Annotated in this window: 16 protein-coding genes; 5 read left to right on the forward strand and 11 right to left on the reverse strand. The window is 65.7% G+C overall.

Features of this window, described 5'->3' with window-relative positions; genetic code table 11:
* Positions 1–3: 3 nt before the first annotated feature.
* Positions 4–891: an alpha/beta hydrolase gene (locus ACG3SL_RS04680; protein WP_448663981.1), complete on the forward strand. Its 888-nt coding sequence runs from the start codon at positions 4–6 to the stop codon at positions 889–891.
* On the opposite strand, the gene ACG3SL_RS04685 is transcribed toward ACG3SL_RS04680, so the two are convergent.
* The 9 genes from ACG3SL_RS04685 to ACG3SL_RS04725 form a co-directional block, all read right to left on the reverse strand.
* Positions 862–1869 (reverse strand): fatty acid desaturase family protein, encoded by a 1008-nt coding sequence (locus ACG3SL_RS04685; protein ID WP_448665069.1) that lies wholly within the window; start codon positions 1867–1869, stop codon positions 862–864. The genes ACG3SL_RS04680 and ACG3SL_RS04685 overlap by 30 nt on opposite strands.
* Positions 1862–2494 (reverse strand): 2-dehydro-3-deoxy-6-phosphogalactonate aldolase, encoded by a 633-nt coding sequence (locus ACG3SL_RS04690; protein WP_448663982.1) that lies wholly within the window; start codon positions 2492–2494, stop codon positions 1862–1864. The genes ACG3SL_RS04685 and ACG3SL_RS04690 overlap by 8 nt, the downstream gene beginning before the upstream one ends.
* Positions 2491–3729, reverse strand: coding sequence for a 5-aminolevulinate synthase (gene hemA, locus ACG3SL_RS04695; RefSeq protein WP_448663983.1), 1239 nt, complete (start codon positions 3727–3729; stop codon positions 2491–2493). Before hemA ends, ACG3SL_RS04690 begins: the two co-directional genes overlap by 4 nt.
* 29 nt (positions 3730–3758) lie before the next feature.
* Positions 3759–3932, reverse strand: coding sequence for a DUF2474 family protein (locus ACG3SL_RS04700; protein ID WP_448663984.1), 174 nt, complete (start codon positions 3930–3932; stop codon positions 3759–3761).
* Positions 3881–4888: a cytochrome d ubiquinol oxidase subunit II gene (gene cydB / locus ACG3SL_RS04705; RefSeq protein WP_448663985.1), complete on the reverse strand. Its 1008-nt coding sequence runs from the start codon at positions 4886–4888 to the stop codon at positions 3881–3883. Before cydB ends, ACG3SL_RS04700 begins: the two co-directional genes overlap by 52 nt.
* Positions 4889–4895: 7 nt before the next feature.
* Complete coding sequence (locus ACG3SL_RS04710) at positions 4896–6287, reverse strand: cytochrome ubiquinol oxidase subunit I (protein WP_448663986.1); 1392 nt, start codon at positions 6285–6287, stop codon at positions 4896–4898.
* A 60-nt stretch (positions 6288–6347) separates the two neighbouring features.
* Positions 6348–7733 (reverse strand): aminotransferase-like domain-containing protein, encoded by a 1386-nt coding sequence (locus ACG3SL_RS04715; protein ID WP_448663987.1) that lies wholly within the window; start codon positions 7731–7733, stop codon positions 6348–6350.
* Between the two features lie 61 nt (positions 7734–7794).
* Positions 7795–8133: a hypothetical protein gene (locus tag ACG3SL_RS04720; RefSeq protein WP_448663988.1), complete on the reverse strand. Its 339-nt coding sequence runs from the start codon at positions 8131–8133 to the stop codon at positions 7795–7797.
* Positions 8130–8561 (reverse strand): DUF983 domain-containing protein, encoded by a 432-nt coding sequence (locus ACG3SL_RS04725; protein ID WP_448665070.1) that lies wholly within the window; start codon positions 8559–8561, stop codon positions 8130–8132. Before ACG3SL_RS04725 ends, ACG3SL_RS04720 begins: the two co-directional genes overlap by 4 nt.
* A gap of 295 nt (positions 8562–8856) precedes the next feature.
* On the opposite strand from ACG3SL_RS04725, the gene ACG3SL_RS04730 reads away from it, so the two are divergent.
* The 4 genes from ACG3SL_RS04730 to ACG3SL_RS04745 all read left to right on the forward strand — a co-directional run bounded on the left by ACG3SL_RS04730 (position 8857) and on the right by ACG3SL_RS04745 (position 12859).
* Entirely contained in the window at positions 8857–9549 is a 693-nt protein-coding gene (locus ACG3SL_RS04730) for a response regulator (RefSeq protein ID WP_448663989.1), read from the forward strand.
* Positions 9546–10751: an ATP-binding protein gene (locus ACG3SL_RS04735; protein ID WP_448663990.1), complete on the forward strand. Its 1206-nt coding sequence runs from the start codon at positions 9546–9548 to the stop codon at positions 10749–10751. Before ACG3SL_RS04730 ends, ACG3SL_RS04735 begins: the two co-directional genes overlap by 4 nt.
* Before the next feature lie 107 nt (positions 10752–10858).
* Positions 10859–11491: an outer membrane protein gene (locus ACG3SL_RS04740; RefSeq protein ID WP_448663991.1), complete on the forward strand. Its 633-nt coding sequence runs from the start codon at positions 10859–10861 to the stop codon at positions 11489–11491.
* Positions 11492–12016: 525 nt separating this feature from the next.
* Complete coding sequence (locus ACG3SL_RS04745; protein ID WP_448663992.1) at positions 12017–12859, forward strand: alpha/beta hydrolase; 843 nt, start codon at positions 12017–12019, stop codon at positions 12857–12859.
* Here the strand turns inward: ACG3SL_RS04745 and ACG3SL_RS04750 are convergent.
* On the reverse strand, positions 12856–14094 hold the full coding sequence (locus ACG3SL_RS04750) for an MFS transporter (RefSeq protein WP_448663993.1): 1239 nt from the start codon (positions 14092–14094) through the stop codon (positions 12856–12858). The genes ACG3SL_RS04745 and ACG3SL_RS04750 overlap by 4 nt on opposite strands.
* Entirely contained in the window at positions 14095–14817 is a 723-nt protein-coding gene (locus ACG3SL_RS04755; RefSeq protein WP_448663994.1) for an IclR family transcriptional regulator, read from the reverse strand.
* Positions 14818–14852 lie beyond the last annotated feature (35 nt).

Here is a 14852-nt window from a genome sequence, read left to right on the forward strand (position 1 = left end):
ACGATGACCGCGAGCGCTCCCCATTTGGCTCCTGAAGAGATCACCCTCTCGGTCGATCGGTTCTCGATACTCGTCCGTGTCTGGCACCCCACTGCGCCACCGCGTGCGATCGTGGCGATCTGCCACGGGTTCAATGCGCATGGGGGCCAGTATCAATGGGTCGCCGAGCGGATGGTGGCCGAGGGGTATGCCGTCTATGCCCTCGACCTGCGAGGGCGCGGCAGGTCGAGCGGGCCGCGCTTTTTTGTCGAACGGTTCGACGACTATGTCGCCGATATCGCGGCGATGATTACGCTGGCCCGGCGACGCGATCAGGATCTGCCGCTGTACCTGCTCGGCCACAGCGCCGGGGGTGTGGCCGCCTGTCTCTATGCGATCGAACACCCGTTCGGCCTGCACGGCCTGATTTGCGAGAGTTTCGCCTTTCGGCTGCCTGCGCCCGCGATTGCGCTGACCTTGTTGAAACTGTTCAGCCGGATCGCGCCGCGTGCACGCGTGCTGCGGCTGAAGAACGAGGATTTTTCGCGCGATCCCGAAACCGTCCGGCGGCTCAATGCCGATCCTCTCACCGCCGGCGAAACCCAGCCGGCCCTTACCGTGGCGGCGCTGATCCGTGCCGGTGAGCGGCTGGCGCGCGATATTTCGCAAGTCACCACGCCGGTCCTCATCCTGCACGGCACTGCCGACAGGGCGACGGACCCCGGCGGCAGCCGGCTGTTCTTCGAGGGCACCGGATCAAAGGACAAGACGCTGACGCTGTACGAAGGCGCGTTCCATGATCTGTTGGCGGATGTCGGGAGAGAAGCCGTCCTAGACGCGATTTTGTCGTGGATCGCGGAGCGCCTGCCTTGGGCATCAGCCTCAGGCGCCGATCCTTCGAAGTACCGATAGGAAGCCGGAATGGTCTGCCGCCGCGATCGTGCCGTGCTTGCCAAGGCTGTCGATCATCGCGCGGTGCGCCGCGCCCAGCTGGTGATACGGCACGGACGGCAGCAGATGGTGCAGCGCATGATAGCGCAGGCCGATGGGAGCCCAGAGCGCCGGCAGGAGTGCGGGCGGGGGTATGTTCACCGAATCGAGATATTGCGCCGTCAGGCTCATCGGCCTGCCATCGGCGTTGCCCCAGACATGCGCCACCAGCGTCCGGACCTGGTTGAGAAGCGCGACGCCGGCACCGATCAGGAAAGCAGTGCCGATCCCGCGCAGGCTCATCACGCCTGCGGTGCCCAGCGCGACGATGGCGATCGCCCAGATGCTGGCGGCAGTCTCCTGCGCGATCCAGCGGCGGCGCAATGCGCCCTTGGCGGGCTGGCGCCGAAATGCGGGATTGATCGTGAGCGCCGAATAGCGGGCGACCACAGCGTCCCGCAGCCGGGGACTCAGGAGACTGAGCGGCGCCAGCACGGCAAAGCGCACCCATAATCCCACAGGCGCCAGCGCGGCCCCGGCGAGGAAGGGCAGCAACACCGCACGGGGCATCGACGCGAGCGGCAGATATTCGGGGTCTGCAGGCGTGCCATAGCGTGCGCGCGCATGGTGGATGCTGTGGACGCCCTCATACAGAAACGACGGCGTCAGCAGCGGGATGCCGAACAGGATGTTCCATGCCGGGTAAAAGCCCGGCAGGCTGCCGCGCCGGAAATGCGTCAATTCATGGATGAAGCTGAGCCCCCGGTAAAAGGCGAGCACCGCCACCACGCACCCGCCCGCGATCGCGATCGGCGACACCGCAAAAACCGCGATGCAAAAGCTTGCATAGGCGATGGCGGCGGTAACGATCAGATCCGTCCAATAAAGCGGTGCACTGGGCCGGGAGAAGCGCCGCGCGATTTGCGCAGCGGCGGCCAGCATTGCGCGATCCTCAAGCATCGGTGGCACGCCAGCTCGATACAAAGGCAGCAGCCTTGATCGCCACGTCCGAGGCTGAATCGCCCGGCCGATACAGTGCGCCGCCAAGGCCAAAGCCTGCGGCACCGGCGGCACGATATCGTCCGAGGTCGGCCGGTCCGATCCCGCCGGTGGGGCAGAGTGGCACATTGGGCCCGATCACGGTGCGATAGGCTGCCAGGGCAGCAGGCGGGATCATTTCGGCTGGGTAGAGTTTCAGCCCGTCCGCGCCTGCATCGATCGCCGCAAAGGCTTCGGTCGGCGTGAAGACGCCCGGCAATGTGGCCAGGCCCCGCGCCTTTGCCGCGCGGATCAGCGCGGCGTCGCCATGCGGCGTTACCATCAACCGGCCACCGGCGTCGATCAGGGCGTCCAGCTCGGCAGTGCGCCGCACCGTTCCGGCGCCGATCACCGCGCCATCGCCCAGCCGCCGCGTCAGCAAGGCGATGCTGCGAAAGGCGTCGGGCGAGGTGAGCGGCACTTCGATCAGGCGAAATCCGGCCGCGACCAGGGCGTCTCCCACCGCCTCCACTTCCGCCGGGGTGATGCCGCGCAGGATCGCGACCAGCGGAAGCTCCGCCATCGCCGTTGCGAAATCGATCGTCATGCCGCCATCCTCGCGTCCGTCACCCAGCCAAGGCGCGCGCGGATCTGCACAAGCGCGTCCACCAGGCGGGCGATATGATCCGCGTCGTGAAAGGGCGTGGGAGTGATGCGCAGCCGCTCCTGACCCATGGGCACTGTCGGATAATTGATGGGCTGGACATAGATTCCGTGTTCTTCCAGCAACATCTCGCTGATGCGGCGGCACAGATGCGCGTCCCGCACCATCAGCGGCACGATATGGCTGGCCGTATCGGCGCCAACGGGCAGCCCCTCCGCCGCCAGTGCCGCCTTCAGCGCCGCGACGTTCGCGTGCTGCAATTGCCGCTCCTCGTCGCTGCCGCGCAGATGGCGGACGGCAGCGAGCGCGCCCGCCGCGAGATGCGGACAAAGCGATGTGGTGAAGATAAAGCTCTCGGCGAAGCTGCGGATCACGTCGATCAACAGCGCCGGCCCTGCCACATAGCCGCCGATCACGCCGAACGCCTTGGCAAGCGTTCCCTCGATCAGGGTGATGCGATCCGCCACGCCTTCGCGCTCGGCAATGCCCCCGCCGTGCGGGCCATACATGCCGACCGCGTGCACTTCGTCGAGATAGGTCAGCGCGCCAAAGCGATCGGCCAGATCGCAGATCGCGGCGATGGGTGCGACGTCGCCGTCCATTGAATACACGCTTTCAAAGGCGATGATCTTCGGGCGTGCCGGATCGACCGACTGCAACAGTTCTTCGAGATGCCCGACATCATTGTGGCGGAAGATGAACCGTTCGGCACCCGACCGGCGGATGCCCTCGATCATCGAATTATGGTTCAGGGCATCCGAAAAGATCGCACAGTCGGGCAGCAGCCGCCCCAGCGTGCCCAGCGTGCCCAGCGCGGCCAGGTTCGAAATCCAGCCCGAGGTGAACAGCAGCGCCGCCTCCTTGGCGTGCAAGGCCGCAAGTTCCTGCTCCAGCGCGACATGTTCCCGCACGGTGCCAGAGATGTTGCGCGTACCGCCGGTGCCTGCCCCCGATCGGGCGATGGTTTCATGCATCGCCGCAAGCACGTCGGGGTGCTGGCCCATGCCCAGATAGTCGTTGCTGCACCACACCGTTACGTCGCGGCGGGTGCCGTCGGGGCGGTGCCACCGCGCGGTGGGGAAAGCCCCGGCGATGCGTTCGAGCTGCGCGAAGATTCTATACCGTCCGTCCAGCCGTGTCCGGGCCAGCAGATCGCCGAAATGTGCATTGATATCCATGATTTCGCTCCTTCAGGATGCGATCGTGTTCAGGCGTGGAGGCACCAGCGGATGGCGCCTGCGACAAGGCCGAGGGCAACCACGCTAAATAACCAGATGAGCGCCATCCAGCCGAGCCGTTGCGCCAGCAGGGGCAGGGGGCCGGTGCGCATCAATGATACCCCTCGATCACCGTTTTGCTGCGGAAGACGTAATAGGACCATGCGGTATAGGCGAGGATCAGCGGCAGGATGAACACTGCGCCCACCAGCATGAAGATCTGGCTCTTCTCGGGTGCGGCGGCATCCCAGATCGTCAGCGCCGTCGGCACGATATAGGGGAACATGCTGATCCCAAGGCCGATAAAGCCCATCGCGAACAACAGCAGGGCGACGATGAACGGCAACCGTTCGCGACCCCGCTTCAGGCTCCAGAAAAACACGAACGCAACCAGCACCGTCGCCAGCGGCACCTGTGCAGTGAACAGCACGCCGGGCATCTTGAACCAGCGGTGCCAATAATCGATCGCCAGAAACGGCGTTGCGATGCTCACCGCCGCCATGGCGACGATGGTCAGGATGCCCAAGCGGAACGCCATGCGGCGGGCATGCTCCTGCGCCGAGCCGTGCGCCTTGCCGATCAGCCAGCTGGCGCCGAGCAGCGCATAGCCGGCCAGCAGCGCGCCGCCCGTCAACAGGCTGAACGGAGACAGCCAGTCCAGCGGGCCACCCGCATAGGCGCGATCCGCCACCTTGATGCCCTGCAGCACGGCGCCCAGCATCATCCCCTGCGCAAAGGTGGCAACCACCGAGCCGAGCCAGAACGCTGTGTCCCACAAGGGGCGGTGACGCGGATCGCGCCAGCGATATTCGAACGCCACGCCGCGAAAGATCAGGCCCAGCAGCATTGCGATCACCAGCGGATAGGTGGCCGGCAGGATCACGGCATAGGCCAGCGGAAACGCCGCCAGCAGCCCCCCGCCGCCCATCACCAGCCAGGTTTCGTTGCCGTCCCATACGGGCGCGATGGAGTTCATCGCCTGGTCCCGCTCTTCGCCCACTTTCAGCGTGGGAAACAGGATGCCGATGCCCAGGTCGAAACCGTCCATTACGACATAGGCAAAGATGGCGAAGGCGATGATGAACGCCCAGACGGTGGTCAGGTCATAATTGTACTGCATCGCCGGGTCACTCCTGGTCGAAGGCGGCGGCGGGCGTGATGCCGGCGGCGCGCTGCGGGATTGCGGCTGGTTCGGTCTCGTGCCGGGCCGGCGGCTTGGCCATCAGGCGCAGGAGGTAATAAGTGCCTGCACCGAACACGATGAAATAGACGACCACGAACACCGCGAGCGATGTCGCCACGGCAGACGCCTGCAGCGGCGAATGCGACTGCGCGGTGCGCAGCACACCATAAACGGTGAACGGTTGCCGCCCCACCTCGGTCGTCACCCAGCCGGCGATCACCGCGATGAAACCGCTCGGCGCGAGCGCCGCGGCGATGCGGTGCAGCCAAGGCGAGGCATAGAACGTCCCACGAACCCGCGCGACGACACCCAGCAACGCCAGCCCCAGCATCGCAAATCCCAGCCCGACCATGATTCGGAACGACCAGAAGACGACGGGGACGGGGGGCTCGCGATCGTCGGGCACGGTGTCGAGCCCGGGCAGCGGTGCGTTCAGATCATGCTTCAGGATCAACGACGACAGCTTCGGCACTTCGATCGCATAATCGATGCGCTTGGCGGCGGGATCGGGAATGCCGAACAGGATCAGCGGCGCGCCGTTGGGATGGCTGTCATAATGGCCTTCCATCGCCATGACCTTGGCGGGCTGATGCTCCAGCGTGTTCAGTCCGTGCACATCGCCCGCCAGGATCTGGGCCGGCGCCGCGATCATCACCATCCACATCGCCATGGAGAACATCTTGCGCGCGCCCAGATTGGCGCGATCGCGCAGCAGGTGCCAGGCACCGACGCCGGCCACCACCAGCGATGTCGTGAGATAGGCGGCAATCACGACATGGGCCAGACGATACGGAAAGCTGGGATTGAAGATGATCGGCAGCCAGGATCCGGCGGGCACGAACTGGCCCTGCGCGTTGATGGCAAAGCCGGTCGGCGTCTGCATCCAGCTGTTGGTGCTGATGATCCAGGTGGCAGAGATGAAGGTGCCCACGGCCACCATGGTCGTGGCGAAGAAATGCAGCTTCGGTCCCACCTTGTTGATGCCGAACAGCATCACGCCCAGGAATCCCGCTTCCAGGAAGAACGCCGTCATCACTTCATAGGCCATCAACGGCCCGATGATCGGCCCCGCCTTGTCCGAAAAGACCGACCAGTTGGTGCCGATCTGATAGGCCATGACCAGCCCGGAGACGACGCCCATCCCGAACGCGACCGCAAAGATCTTGAGCCAGTAGCGATAGAGATTGGCATAGACCCCACGGCCGGTTCGCAGCCACAGCGCCTCCAACAGCATCAGGAAGCTTGCCGTGCCGATCGAAAAGGCCGGGAAAATGAAGTGAAATGTCACCGTGAAGGCGAATTGCAAACGGGCAACGAAAAGGGCTTCGTCTCCCATGGCAGGGAACCTCGCGGATAATTTGTTGCCCGCCAAAGCGGGGAAAGGGGATGGGCCGGGCTAGACCAGCGCGATCTTTCGGGTTGCGTCCGGTGTCGTCAGTGCGGCCAGGAGCCGCAGCGCGCGCTCCAGCCGGTCGCGGGCGATGGAACCGCCGATCGAGATACGGAGCGCGGGCCGGGCGGTGCCGGGCTCCACCGCGAACACATCGCTGGCAACGACCGACAATCCGTGCGGTCGCACTGCGTTCACCACCTCGGCAGGGTTGGTGCCGGCATCCAGCCGGACCCAGAGATGATAGCCTTCGTCATGCGCCACAAAGCTGCCGGGGCGCAGGCAGGCACGGGCAATCCGCTGGCGCAATTGCGCTTCCGCGCGAACCGCGGCGCGCAGTTCGTGGAACATTCCGCCTTGCACCCAATCGGCGACGACGGCGGTGTTCAACGGTGGTGCCATAATCGCGGTTTCGTGCAAATCGGCCGCCAGACGCCATGCCGCGCCGACGTCGGGCGCCGACAGCCAGGCGACGCGCAACCCCGGGGAGAGAATTTTCGACACGCTGGCGATATGCCAGCTCAATTCCGGCACCAGCGCCGCGATCGGTGGGAGCGGTTGTTCGGGCAACAAGCCATAGGCGTCGTCCTCGATCAGCTTCAGCCCCTCGGCGCGCACCACGGCGGCGATCGCCTTGCGCCGGTCCAGCCCCATGGTTGCGGTGGTGGGATTGTCATTGGTCGGCACCAGGTACACCGCCGCGACCTGCGCCCGACCGCACGCGGCCTGCAGCGCGTCGGGGAGCATGCCCTGTTCATCGCAGGCAATCGCGCAGAGCCGCAGGCCATAGCGGCGTGCCGCGGCAAGAAGCCCCGGATACGCGTATTCGCCGACCGCAATCGTCTCCCCCGGCTGCAGTTCGGTGCTGATCACCGCGTGCAGTGCATGCTGCCCGCCAGCGGCAATGAGCACGGTGTCTTCGACGCAGGGAATGCCGCGATCGCGCAGCACTACCGTGCCCGCCTCGCGCGCCAGCGCCATGCCGCCGCGCGGCTGATAGTGAAACGGGGCGGGCCCATCGGTGCGCCCCAGCAGCAGCGATGCGGAGGCGCCGAAAGCGAGGGCCAGCTTGCGATCGGGAAGCTCGGGTGGGGCGTTCATGCCGGCATCGGCAGGCTCGGTGTAGAGAATGCCGGTAACGGTATCCTGCTTTTGCCGCACGAAACTGCCGCGTCGGCCGTCGCCTTCGATCAGGCCCAGCCGCTGCGCCTCCCCATAGGCACGGGTGATCGTCGTCAGGTCCACGCCCAGCGCCTCGGCGAGCGATCGCTGCGGCGGCAGGCGATCCCCCGGGCGCAGCGCGCCGGATTCGATGTCACGCGCCAATGCGTCGGCAATCCCGAGATATTTGGGGCCAGCCACGCCAGCAATGTCGGGCTTCCAGCTATGCATCACTCAGACCTTATAGAAATCCATACAGACGCGCATACAATGCTTGGCCTGTCAGCCACATTCAATCCCGATGCTGGCCAAACATCTCCCGCCCCAGCAGCCCGGCGCGGGCGATGACGCCCTGGTCGTGATAGGCCAGCGCCGCCTCGAACGGTTCCCCGTCCCAAAAGGTGGGATCGGCATAACAGCGAAGGGCGCGCTCGATCAGCGCGGAGCGGCTTGCCGTCCGCCCGGCTGCGGCCAGTGCGATGCGCACCTCGATAAAGTCATCGCCACCGCCGTGTGCGACGATCCTCGCATCGTCGGCGCGGCCCGTTTGTGCCAGCATGTCAGCGGCGATCTGACGCGCGGTTTCCAGTGCGGTCGGCGCCGGTGCCTGTGCCGGGGGCATCGTCGTCATTCCTCGAACAGGTCGCTGCCGGGCGCCCGACCGTCCATCTGGTTCCACAGCTTCTCGGTTCCCGCCTCGTTCGCGCGGTTCACATATTGCGAGGCGACCAGCCAGCCCTTGATCGGCCGAAGCGGCAGCAACGCGCCCAGCGACATGAAGGGCAGCGACGTGATCAGGTGCACCCATAACGGCGGATCAAACGCCGCCTGCACCCACACGACAACAAAGGTCAGCGGCAACATCACGATGCAGAGCGAAAAGAAGGCGGGACCATCGTCGGGTCTGGCAAAACGATAGTCCAGCCCGCACGCGTCACAGCGATCGGCGATCTTCAGCCAGGACCGGAACATATGCCCCTTGCCACAGCGGGGACACAGGCCCTTCCAGCCTGCCTTCATGATCCATGGAAACGCGTCTGATTGGCTTGAAATCGACATTAGGATTACCTGATTCGCCTGAACGTGGGCCATACATATGGATCGTTGTATGTTTATGCAACGTTTTTGTATGGTGAACGTTTGCTGATGGACCTGCTCCGTTGCGGCCCGGAGGGGTGCTGACAGGCGCGGCAAGCGGCGCACGGGAACGGAGGCAGTTTTCGCAAAGAGCGGACCATGTGCCTCCTGAAGGAGGCCCTGCGTGGACGCGCCTTCGTCAAACCTCCACAAAATCTCCACTATTGGCCGACAGTGCGGACTGATTAACGAAGGCCCCGTTGCAAGGTACGATAGTGTGGAAAACGCCCTGATTCTCATTGTGGAGGACGAGCCGGAGATCGCCGGCATCCTGCGCTCCTTTCTGGAGCGCGACGGATTTCGAACGGTCACTGCGGAAGACGGCGCCGTGGCGATGACGCATCACCGATCGTTGCGGCCCGATCTTGTGCTGCTCGACATCGGCCTGCCCAAACGCGACGGCTTTGCCGTGCTGTCCGACCTGCGCCGGGATGGTGAAACCCCGGTCATCATGACGACCGCGCGCGCAGAGGATCTGGACAAATTGTCCGCGCTGCGTATCGGGGCCGACGATTATGTCGTGAAGCCGTTCAACCCGCTCGAGATCGTCGCCCGGGTCAAGGCGGTGCTGCGCCGTACGCGCGGACAGGGCGGCCGGCATGCGATGCTCCGCTTTGGGGCGCTGGAAGTCGATACCGCCGGCTATAGCGCCGCAGTGTTGAACGGCTCTGCGCTTATCCAGCTCGATCTTACCCCGACCGAGTATCGCCTGCTCGCGCATCTCGTCCGCGCGCCCCGCACTGCCTATTCGCGCGCCGATCTGGTCGACGCCTGTCTGCCCGAAGGCAATGCGCTGGAACGTACGGTCGACAGCCATATAAGCAATCTGCGCCGCAAGCTCGAACAGGCGGGTATGCCCGGGCTGTGTGCCGTGGTGCGCGGCGTCGGCTACAGGCTGGCGGCGTCGTGATCGGCGCTTTGCGCGCGCGGCTCGCGGCTCGCACGCGACGTCGCCCGCATATCGCCCGGCAACTGGCGATGGTTCTGGTCGCGATCGTTGTCCTCAATGGGGCGCTGGTCTTCGCGGCGATGGCGGTGTGGACCGGCTTCGCCGAGCAACAGCTCAAGCGATCCGCATCCCCCGCCGCGCTACAGGCGATCATCGCAGTCGAGGCGGGTCGAGTTCCCAGCCTTGACGGGATCGAAGACGTTATCCGGGAAACCAACGCGATCACCAGGACCATGGACCAGCGGGTCAAGGAAGCACTGGTGATCTGCCTCATCATAACGGCGGCAGGCGATTTCGTGCTTGGCAGCATTTTGTTGCGCAAGCTCGGCCGGGGACTGAACGATGTGGCGGCAACCGCGCGCCGGGTAGCCGGTGGCGACTTGTCCGCGCGCGCGCCGCTGGTCGCCTGGGCATCGGCGGAAGAGGCGCAACTGATCGACGATTTCAACGGCATGGCGCAGTCGCTTGAGCGCGCCGAGCGCGAATTGGCGGAAAGCACTGCGGCGATCGCGCATGAACTGCGCACCCCGCTGACAATCCTGTATGGGCGTCTGCAGGGCACCATCAATGGCGTTTTCGATTGCGGGCCCGTCGAAATGCAGTTGTTGCTGCTGCAGGTCGAAGGGCTTCGGCGACTTGTCGACGATCTTCAGACGATCAATCTTGCCAATTCGCACCGCATGATCCTTGACCCCGCCCATACAGATTTGGCGATCGAGGTCGAACGGGTCGTCGCGCTGATGAGCCCCGACCTGGAGGGCGCCGGGATTGCCCCGCATCCACAGCTTTCCCATGCCCCGGTCGTCGCCGATGGCGCGCGCGTGCGCCAGGTGATCGGAGCCATCCTGTCGAATGCGCAGCGCTATGCCGCGGGCAGCGGGCCGCTGGTGATCGCCACCGAACGCCAGGACGACTGGGCGGTGCTCGTGATCCGGGATCATGGCCCCGGCCTGCCCGATGGTGGCGCGGAGGCGGCGTTCGACCGGTTCTGGCGCGGCGAGAGTTCGCGCGCCCGCGCGAGTGGGGGCACCGGGCTTGGCCTGTCGGTCGTCCGGGCCATTGCCGAGGCGCATGCCGGCACCGCGACGCTGGAGAATGCGCCCGGCGGCGGGACGCGTTTCACGATGCGGCTTCCGGTCCGGCCGCGCGTATCGGGCACCTGATCCCATTGAAACTGGATGGTTTCCCCACGGTTCCTCCACAATCCGCGGCGAACAGCGCCCTGCCGGCAGGCATTCCGCCAGCGGGCGCTGATCAAGGAAAACCCCTCGTGCAGTCGAAACTTGCTGCTTTTTTCATCATGGTGCCGGTCTCTGCGCTGGCAGTGGCCCCCTTGTCGGCGGAGGCGCAGGATGCGGCTTCCGATCGCGCGGCGTCTCGGTTCGCCGGCGCCCATGTCACGCTGGAGGCCGGTCTGGTCGACAATGATCTCCGCCGCGATGGTGTGTCGATCGACGCGGCGGGCAAGCATTACGTCAATTTCCCGGCGGTGCGCGTAGCGATCGGCTATGACATTGCGCCTGCCAACGGCATCGTCCTTGGTGTCGAGGCAGGACTGGGCACCGCCGCGCGGCGCACCGATGAACGACCGATCGGGAAAGGCCGCGGCTTTGGCGCGGGCCAGACCTATGATGCGACCGCGCGGTTGGCCTTCGCGCCGTCGCAGAGCCTGCTGCTGTACGGGCGGGGCGGGTATCGCTGGATGCGCAGTGAGCGCGAGGATGCCGGCAAGGCACCGGGCGTGGCGACGCGCAAGCATACCGATGGCGGGATGACCTATGGCGCCGGTATCGAATATGCGATGTCGCGCAGCGTTGCCCTGCGTGCGGAGTATATGCGGACGAACTTCGCCAAGGATCTGAAGCAGAACCGCCTCTCGCTCGGCGCCACGCTACGGTTCTGAGGGCGCGGCCCGGCATCGGCAAAGGGTATTTGCCGATGGACTGAAGCGGACACGACGAAGCTACGGCGAGAGCCCCTGGTTTCGTCGTGCTGCCCCCCGCCACGTCGTGGACGACCAGACTGCCGCATGTGGGATGCATCGGCGCGCGCAGCGAGAACTTCCTTCACGGGTGCCTGCGGGTAAAGCCGACTGGACGGTAGCGATCGAGTTAATCCTGGGTAACGCGAATATTATAGCACCAATATGCAGCAGGAAGGCGCGTATTGTGGAGTTGGAAGCAGATTTCGTTGCTCTATGCGGTGCGGTATGCTGTTGTCGATATCGACCCGTCAGCTGACTGTATGAGAGCATCGCATGCCGATCATCGAACCGAGCCGCCGAAGCCTTTTGACGGCTGCCGCATTGTTGCCTGGGTCGATGCTGGCTGGTGCAGCCATGGCGCGGGCGGCGGCGGACGGCTTTTCCCATTTCGCTCGGGAGGACCGCGAGCCTGATTTGATCGTGCCTCTTTGGCCGGATGGGCGGATGCCCGGCGGCCCTGTGCCGGATATCGTCGAGGCGATAGACGACCAGGTGGACAACGCCGGGCTCCGCTACCGTGTCGCCGAGCACGTTACCCGTCCGGTCCTTTCCTATTTCGCTGCGCCCAAGCCGACCGGGGCGGCGGTGCTGATCCTGCCCGGCGGCGGCTATTCGCGCGTGGGCATCGACCGCGAGGGGTACGAGACCGCGCGCTGGTTCAATTCGGTCGGCGTTGCCGCATTCGTGCTGCGCTATCGGTTGCCCGTCGACCGCTGGGGTGCCGGACCGCTGGTGGCGCTCCAGGATGCGCAGCGTGCGATCCGGCTGATCCGCGCAGGCGGGGCCGGGCGCTGGAGCGTCGATCCGAAGCGCGTCACGGTGCTGGGCGGTTCGGCGGGCGGGCATCTGGCGATCAGCCTGTGCACCAAAGTGTACGACCGGACCTATCCGGTGCTCGACGCGGCCGACCGGCTGCTGACTCGCCCCGATGGCGCGATCCTGCTCTATCCCGTCGTGTCGATGGGGGCAGGGGCGCATACCGGGTCGAAACGGGCATTGCTCGGCCCCGATCCGAGTGACGCCGCTGCCGCGCCCTGGTCGTTCGACAAGAGCGTGCCCGGTATCACCCCGCCGATCTTCCTCGCGCATGCAGTGCACGATCGCGTGGTTCCGGTCGATCACGCGCTTGCGTTGTTCGGGGCAGTGCGGGCGTCGGGTGGTGCGATCGACATGCACCTGTTCGAAGAGGGTGCGCACGGGCTGGGGCTGCGCGGCGATCCGGCCTGGCCGATGTCCGACTGGCCGAACCTGGCGCGCGCCTGGCAACAGCGCAATACGCTGGCCTAATTCGGCCGAAGCGCCGATTTCGGCTGGCTGTGCAGCGAAGCCCAGGCGACTAACACCGCGAGCGGATGCAGCACGCCCATCAGCAGGAAGATCATCGGATAGTCGCCGGTCTGGGCCAGCTTGCCGACAAGCTGGGTCGAGACGATTCCGCCCAGGCCGCTTCCCGCAGCGACGATGCCGAAGACCGTGGCGACAACGCGGGTAGGGTAGAGATCGACGACCAATGTGCTGATGTTGATCTGGAACACCATGTGTGCGAACGCCACCGTGGCCGCGATCGCATAGGTGAGCGGCATCGCTGGGCCGGTCGCGACAAGCATGCCGATCGGGGCCAGCGCGGCAGCGCAGGCCATTCCGACCAGCCGGCTGTTGACGGGCTTCATGCCCCGGCGGATCAGCTTCCCGGAGAAGATGCCGCCTCCGATGCTGCCGAAATCGGCCGCGAGATAGACGATCCACGCGGTCATCGCGATGCTGGCGAGATCGAGCCCGCGCTGGTCCGACAGATATTTCGGGAACCAGAAGAGATAGAAATACCAGACCGGGTCGGCGAGCATCCGCGACAACGCCAGCCCGAGCAACGGTCGCTCGCGCAGAATCGCGCGCCAGGGCGTCGGCTCCTTGGTCTCGCGCACGCCCTTGTCGCGCGGATAGATGGCGAGCCACGCGACGAGCCAGACGAAGCCCATCGCCCCGGTGACCACGAATGCGGTGCGCCAGCCATGCGCCAGCGCGAGCCAGCCGATCAGCGGCGGGGCGATCGTCGCGCCCACCATGGCGCCAGCGGTATAGATGCCGAAGGCGAGCCCGCGCTCGTGCGGCGGGAAATGCTCGGACACCGCCTTGGGACCGGCGGTGTAGTTGCCGGCCTCGCCCAGCCCGAGCATCGCGCGCGCGGCGCCCAGTTGAAAGGCGTTGCGCACCAGCCCGGTCGCCATGTTGGCGAGCGACCACCAGCCGACGAACAGCGCCAGCGCCAGCCGGGTGCCGAGCCGGTCGGTCAGCCAGCCCGAGACGAGATAGGCAAAGGTGTATGCGATCAGGAAAAGCTGGACGACATGGCCATAGCCGACATCGTTTATGTCCAGATCGCGCTGGATCATCGGCGCCAGGATCGACAGCGTCTGGCGATCGACGTAATTGAGCACGGTCGAGCCGAACAACAGGGCCAGGATTGCCCAGCGCAGGCGTTTGGGCGGCGACGCCGCCTCCGATCGAACCCCAATGTCGGCCATCTATCCCCCGATTTCAGGCGCGGCTTCGCGCAGCGCCAAGACGAGCGGCTCGGTGGCCGTCTCTGGTATCCAGCCCGACAGCGCGATGCCGGCGTGCGCCGGATCGCCGGTCGAGACCGCGACGACGTGGTGATCGCGCTCATCGGCGACGTGCACGCGCGCATAGCCAAGCCGCCGTACCTCGGCGAGCTTGGCAAGCAGTTGTTCGATGCCGTCCGCAAACATCGGAATCTCGCGATCCTTATAGACATCGCGGACTTCGTCGTCCTCCAGTTCGGACAGCAGGACGATGCCGATGCCGCTGGTCGTCGCCGGCAACAGGCCGATACGGCCCAGGCCGCGCGATGCCTCTATCCCGGGCGGCGCGTGGAACAGATAGCTGACGCTGTCTCCCCACAGCACGCCGAGCGCCACCGTGTGCCCGAACCGGCGCAGCCCCTCCAGTACCGGCAGCGCGCGGCGGATCAGGCCGGATGCGAACAGGCTCTGCGCCGCCAGCACGTGCATGCCCGATCCGGCGGTGTATTTGCGGTTCGCCGTCTGGCGGGCGATGCCGAGATAGGCGAGCGTCTTGAGCAGCCGGTTGATCTTGGTCGGATCGATGTCCAGCCGCCGGGCAAGCTCGCGGGAGCCGACCGGCTCGGGTGAGGTGGCGAGGGCCTGGAGCGTGGCGATGCCGTCGATCAGGCTCTGATTCGGTTGAGCATTGGGTTTAGCGCGCATGGGCCCACCCTATGCACCAACGCGAAGAGGCACGC

This window comes from Sphingomonas degradans, from assembly GCF_053502645.1.

Excerpts from the sequence above, each read along its gene's own strand:
- ACG3SL_RS04680 (WP_448663981.1), top strand. The coding sequence starts at position 4 with ATGACCGCGAGCGCTCCCCATTTGGCTCCTGAAGAGATCACCCTCTCG.
- ACG3SL_RS04685 (WP_448665069.1), bottom strand. The coding sequence starts at position 1,869 with ATGCTTGAGGATCGCGCAATGCTGGCCGCCGCTGCGCAAATCGCGCGG.
- ACG3SL_RS04690 (WP_448663982.1), bottom strand. The coding sequence starts at position 2,494 with ATGACGATCGATTTCGCAACGGCGATGGCGGAGCTTCCGCTGGTCGCG.
- hemA (WP_448663983.1), bottom strand. The coding sequence starts at position 3,729 with ATGGATATCAATGCACATTTCGGCGATCTGCTGGCCCGGACACGGCTG.
- ACG3SL_RS04700 (WP_448663984.1), bottom strand. The coding sequence starts at position 3,932 with ATGGTCCTATTACGTCTTCCGCAGCAAAACGGTGATCGAGGGGTATCA.
- cydB (WP_448663985.1), bottom strand. The coding sequence starts at position 4,888 with ATGCAGTACAATTATGACCTGACCACCGTCTGGGCGTTCATCATCGCC.
- ACG3SL_RS04710 (WP_448663986.1), bottom strand. The coding sequence starts at position 6,287 with ATGGGAGACGAAGCCCTTTTCGTTGCCCGTTTGCAATTCGCCTTCACG.
- ACG3SL_RS04715 (WP_448663987.1), bottom strand. The coding sequence starts at position 7,733 with ATGCATAGCTGGAAGCCCGACATTGCTGGCGTGGCTGGCCCCAAATAT.
- ACG3SL_RS04720 (WP_448663988.1), bottom strand. The coding sequence starts at position 8,133 with ATGACGACGATGCCCCCGGCACAGGCACCGGCGCCGACCGCACTGGAA.
- ACG3SL_RS04725 (WP_448665070.1), bottom strand. The coding sequence starts at position 8,561 with ATGTCGATTTCAAGCCAATCAGACGCGTTTCCATGGATCATGAAGGCA.
- ACG3SL_RS04745 (WP_448663992.1), top strand. The coding sequence starts at position 12,017 with ATGCCCGGCGGCCCTGTGCCGGATATCGTCGAGGCGATAGACGACCAG.
- ACG3SL_RS04750 (WP_448663993.1), bottom strand. The coding sequence starts at position 14,094 with ATGGCCGACATTGGGGTTCGATCGGAGGCGGCGTCGCCGCCCAAACGC.
- ACG3SL_RS04755 (WP_448663994.1), bottom strand. The coding sequence starts at position 14,817 with ATGCGCGCTAAACCCAATGCTCAACCGAATCAGAGCCTGATCGACGGC.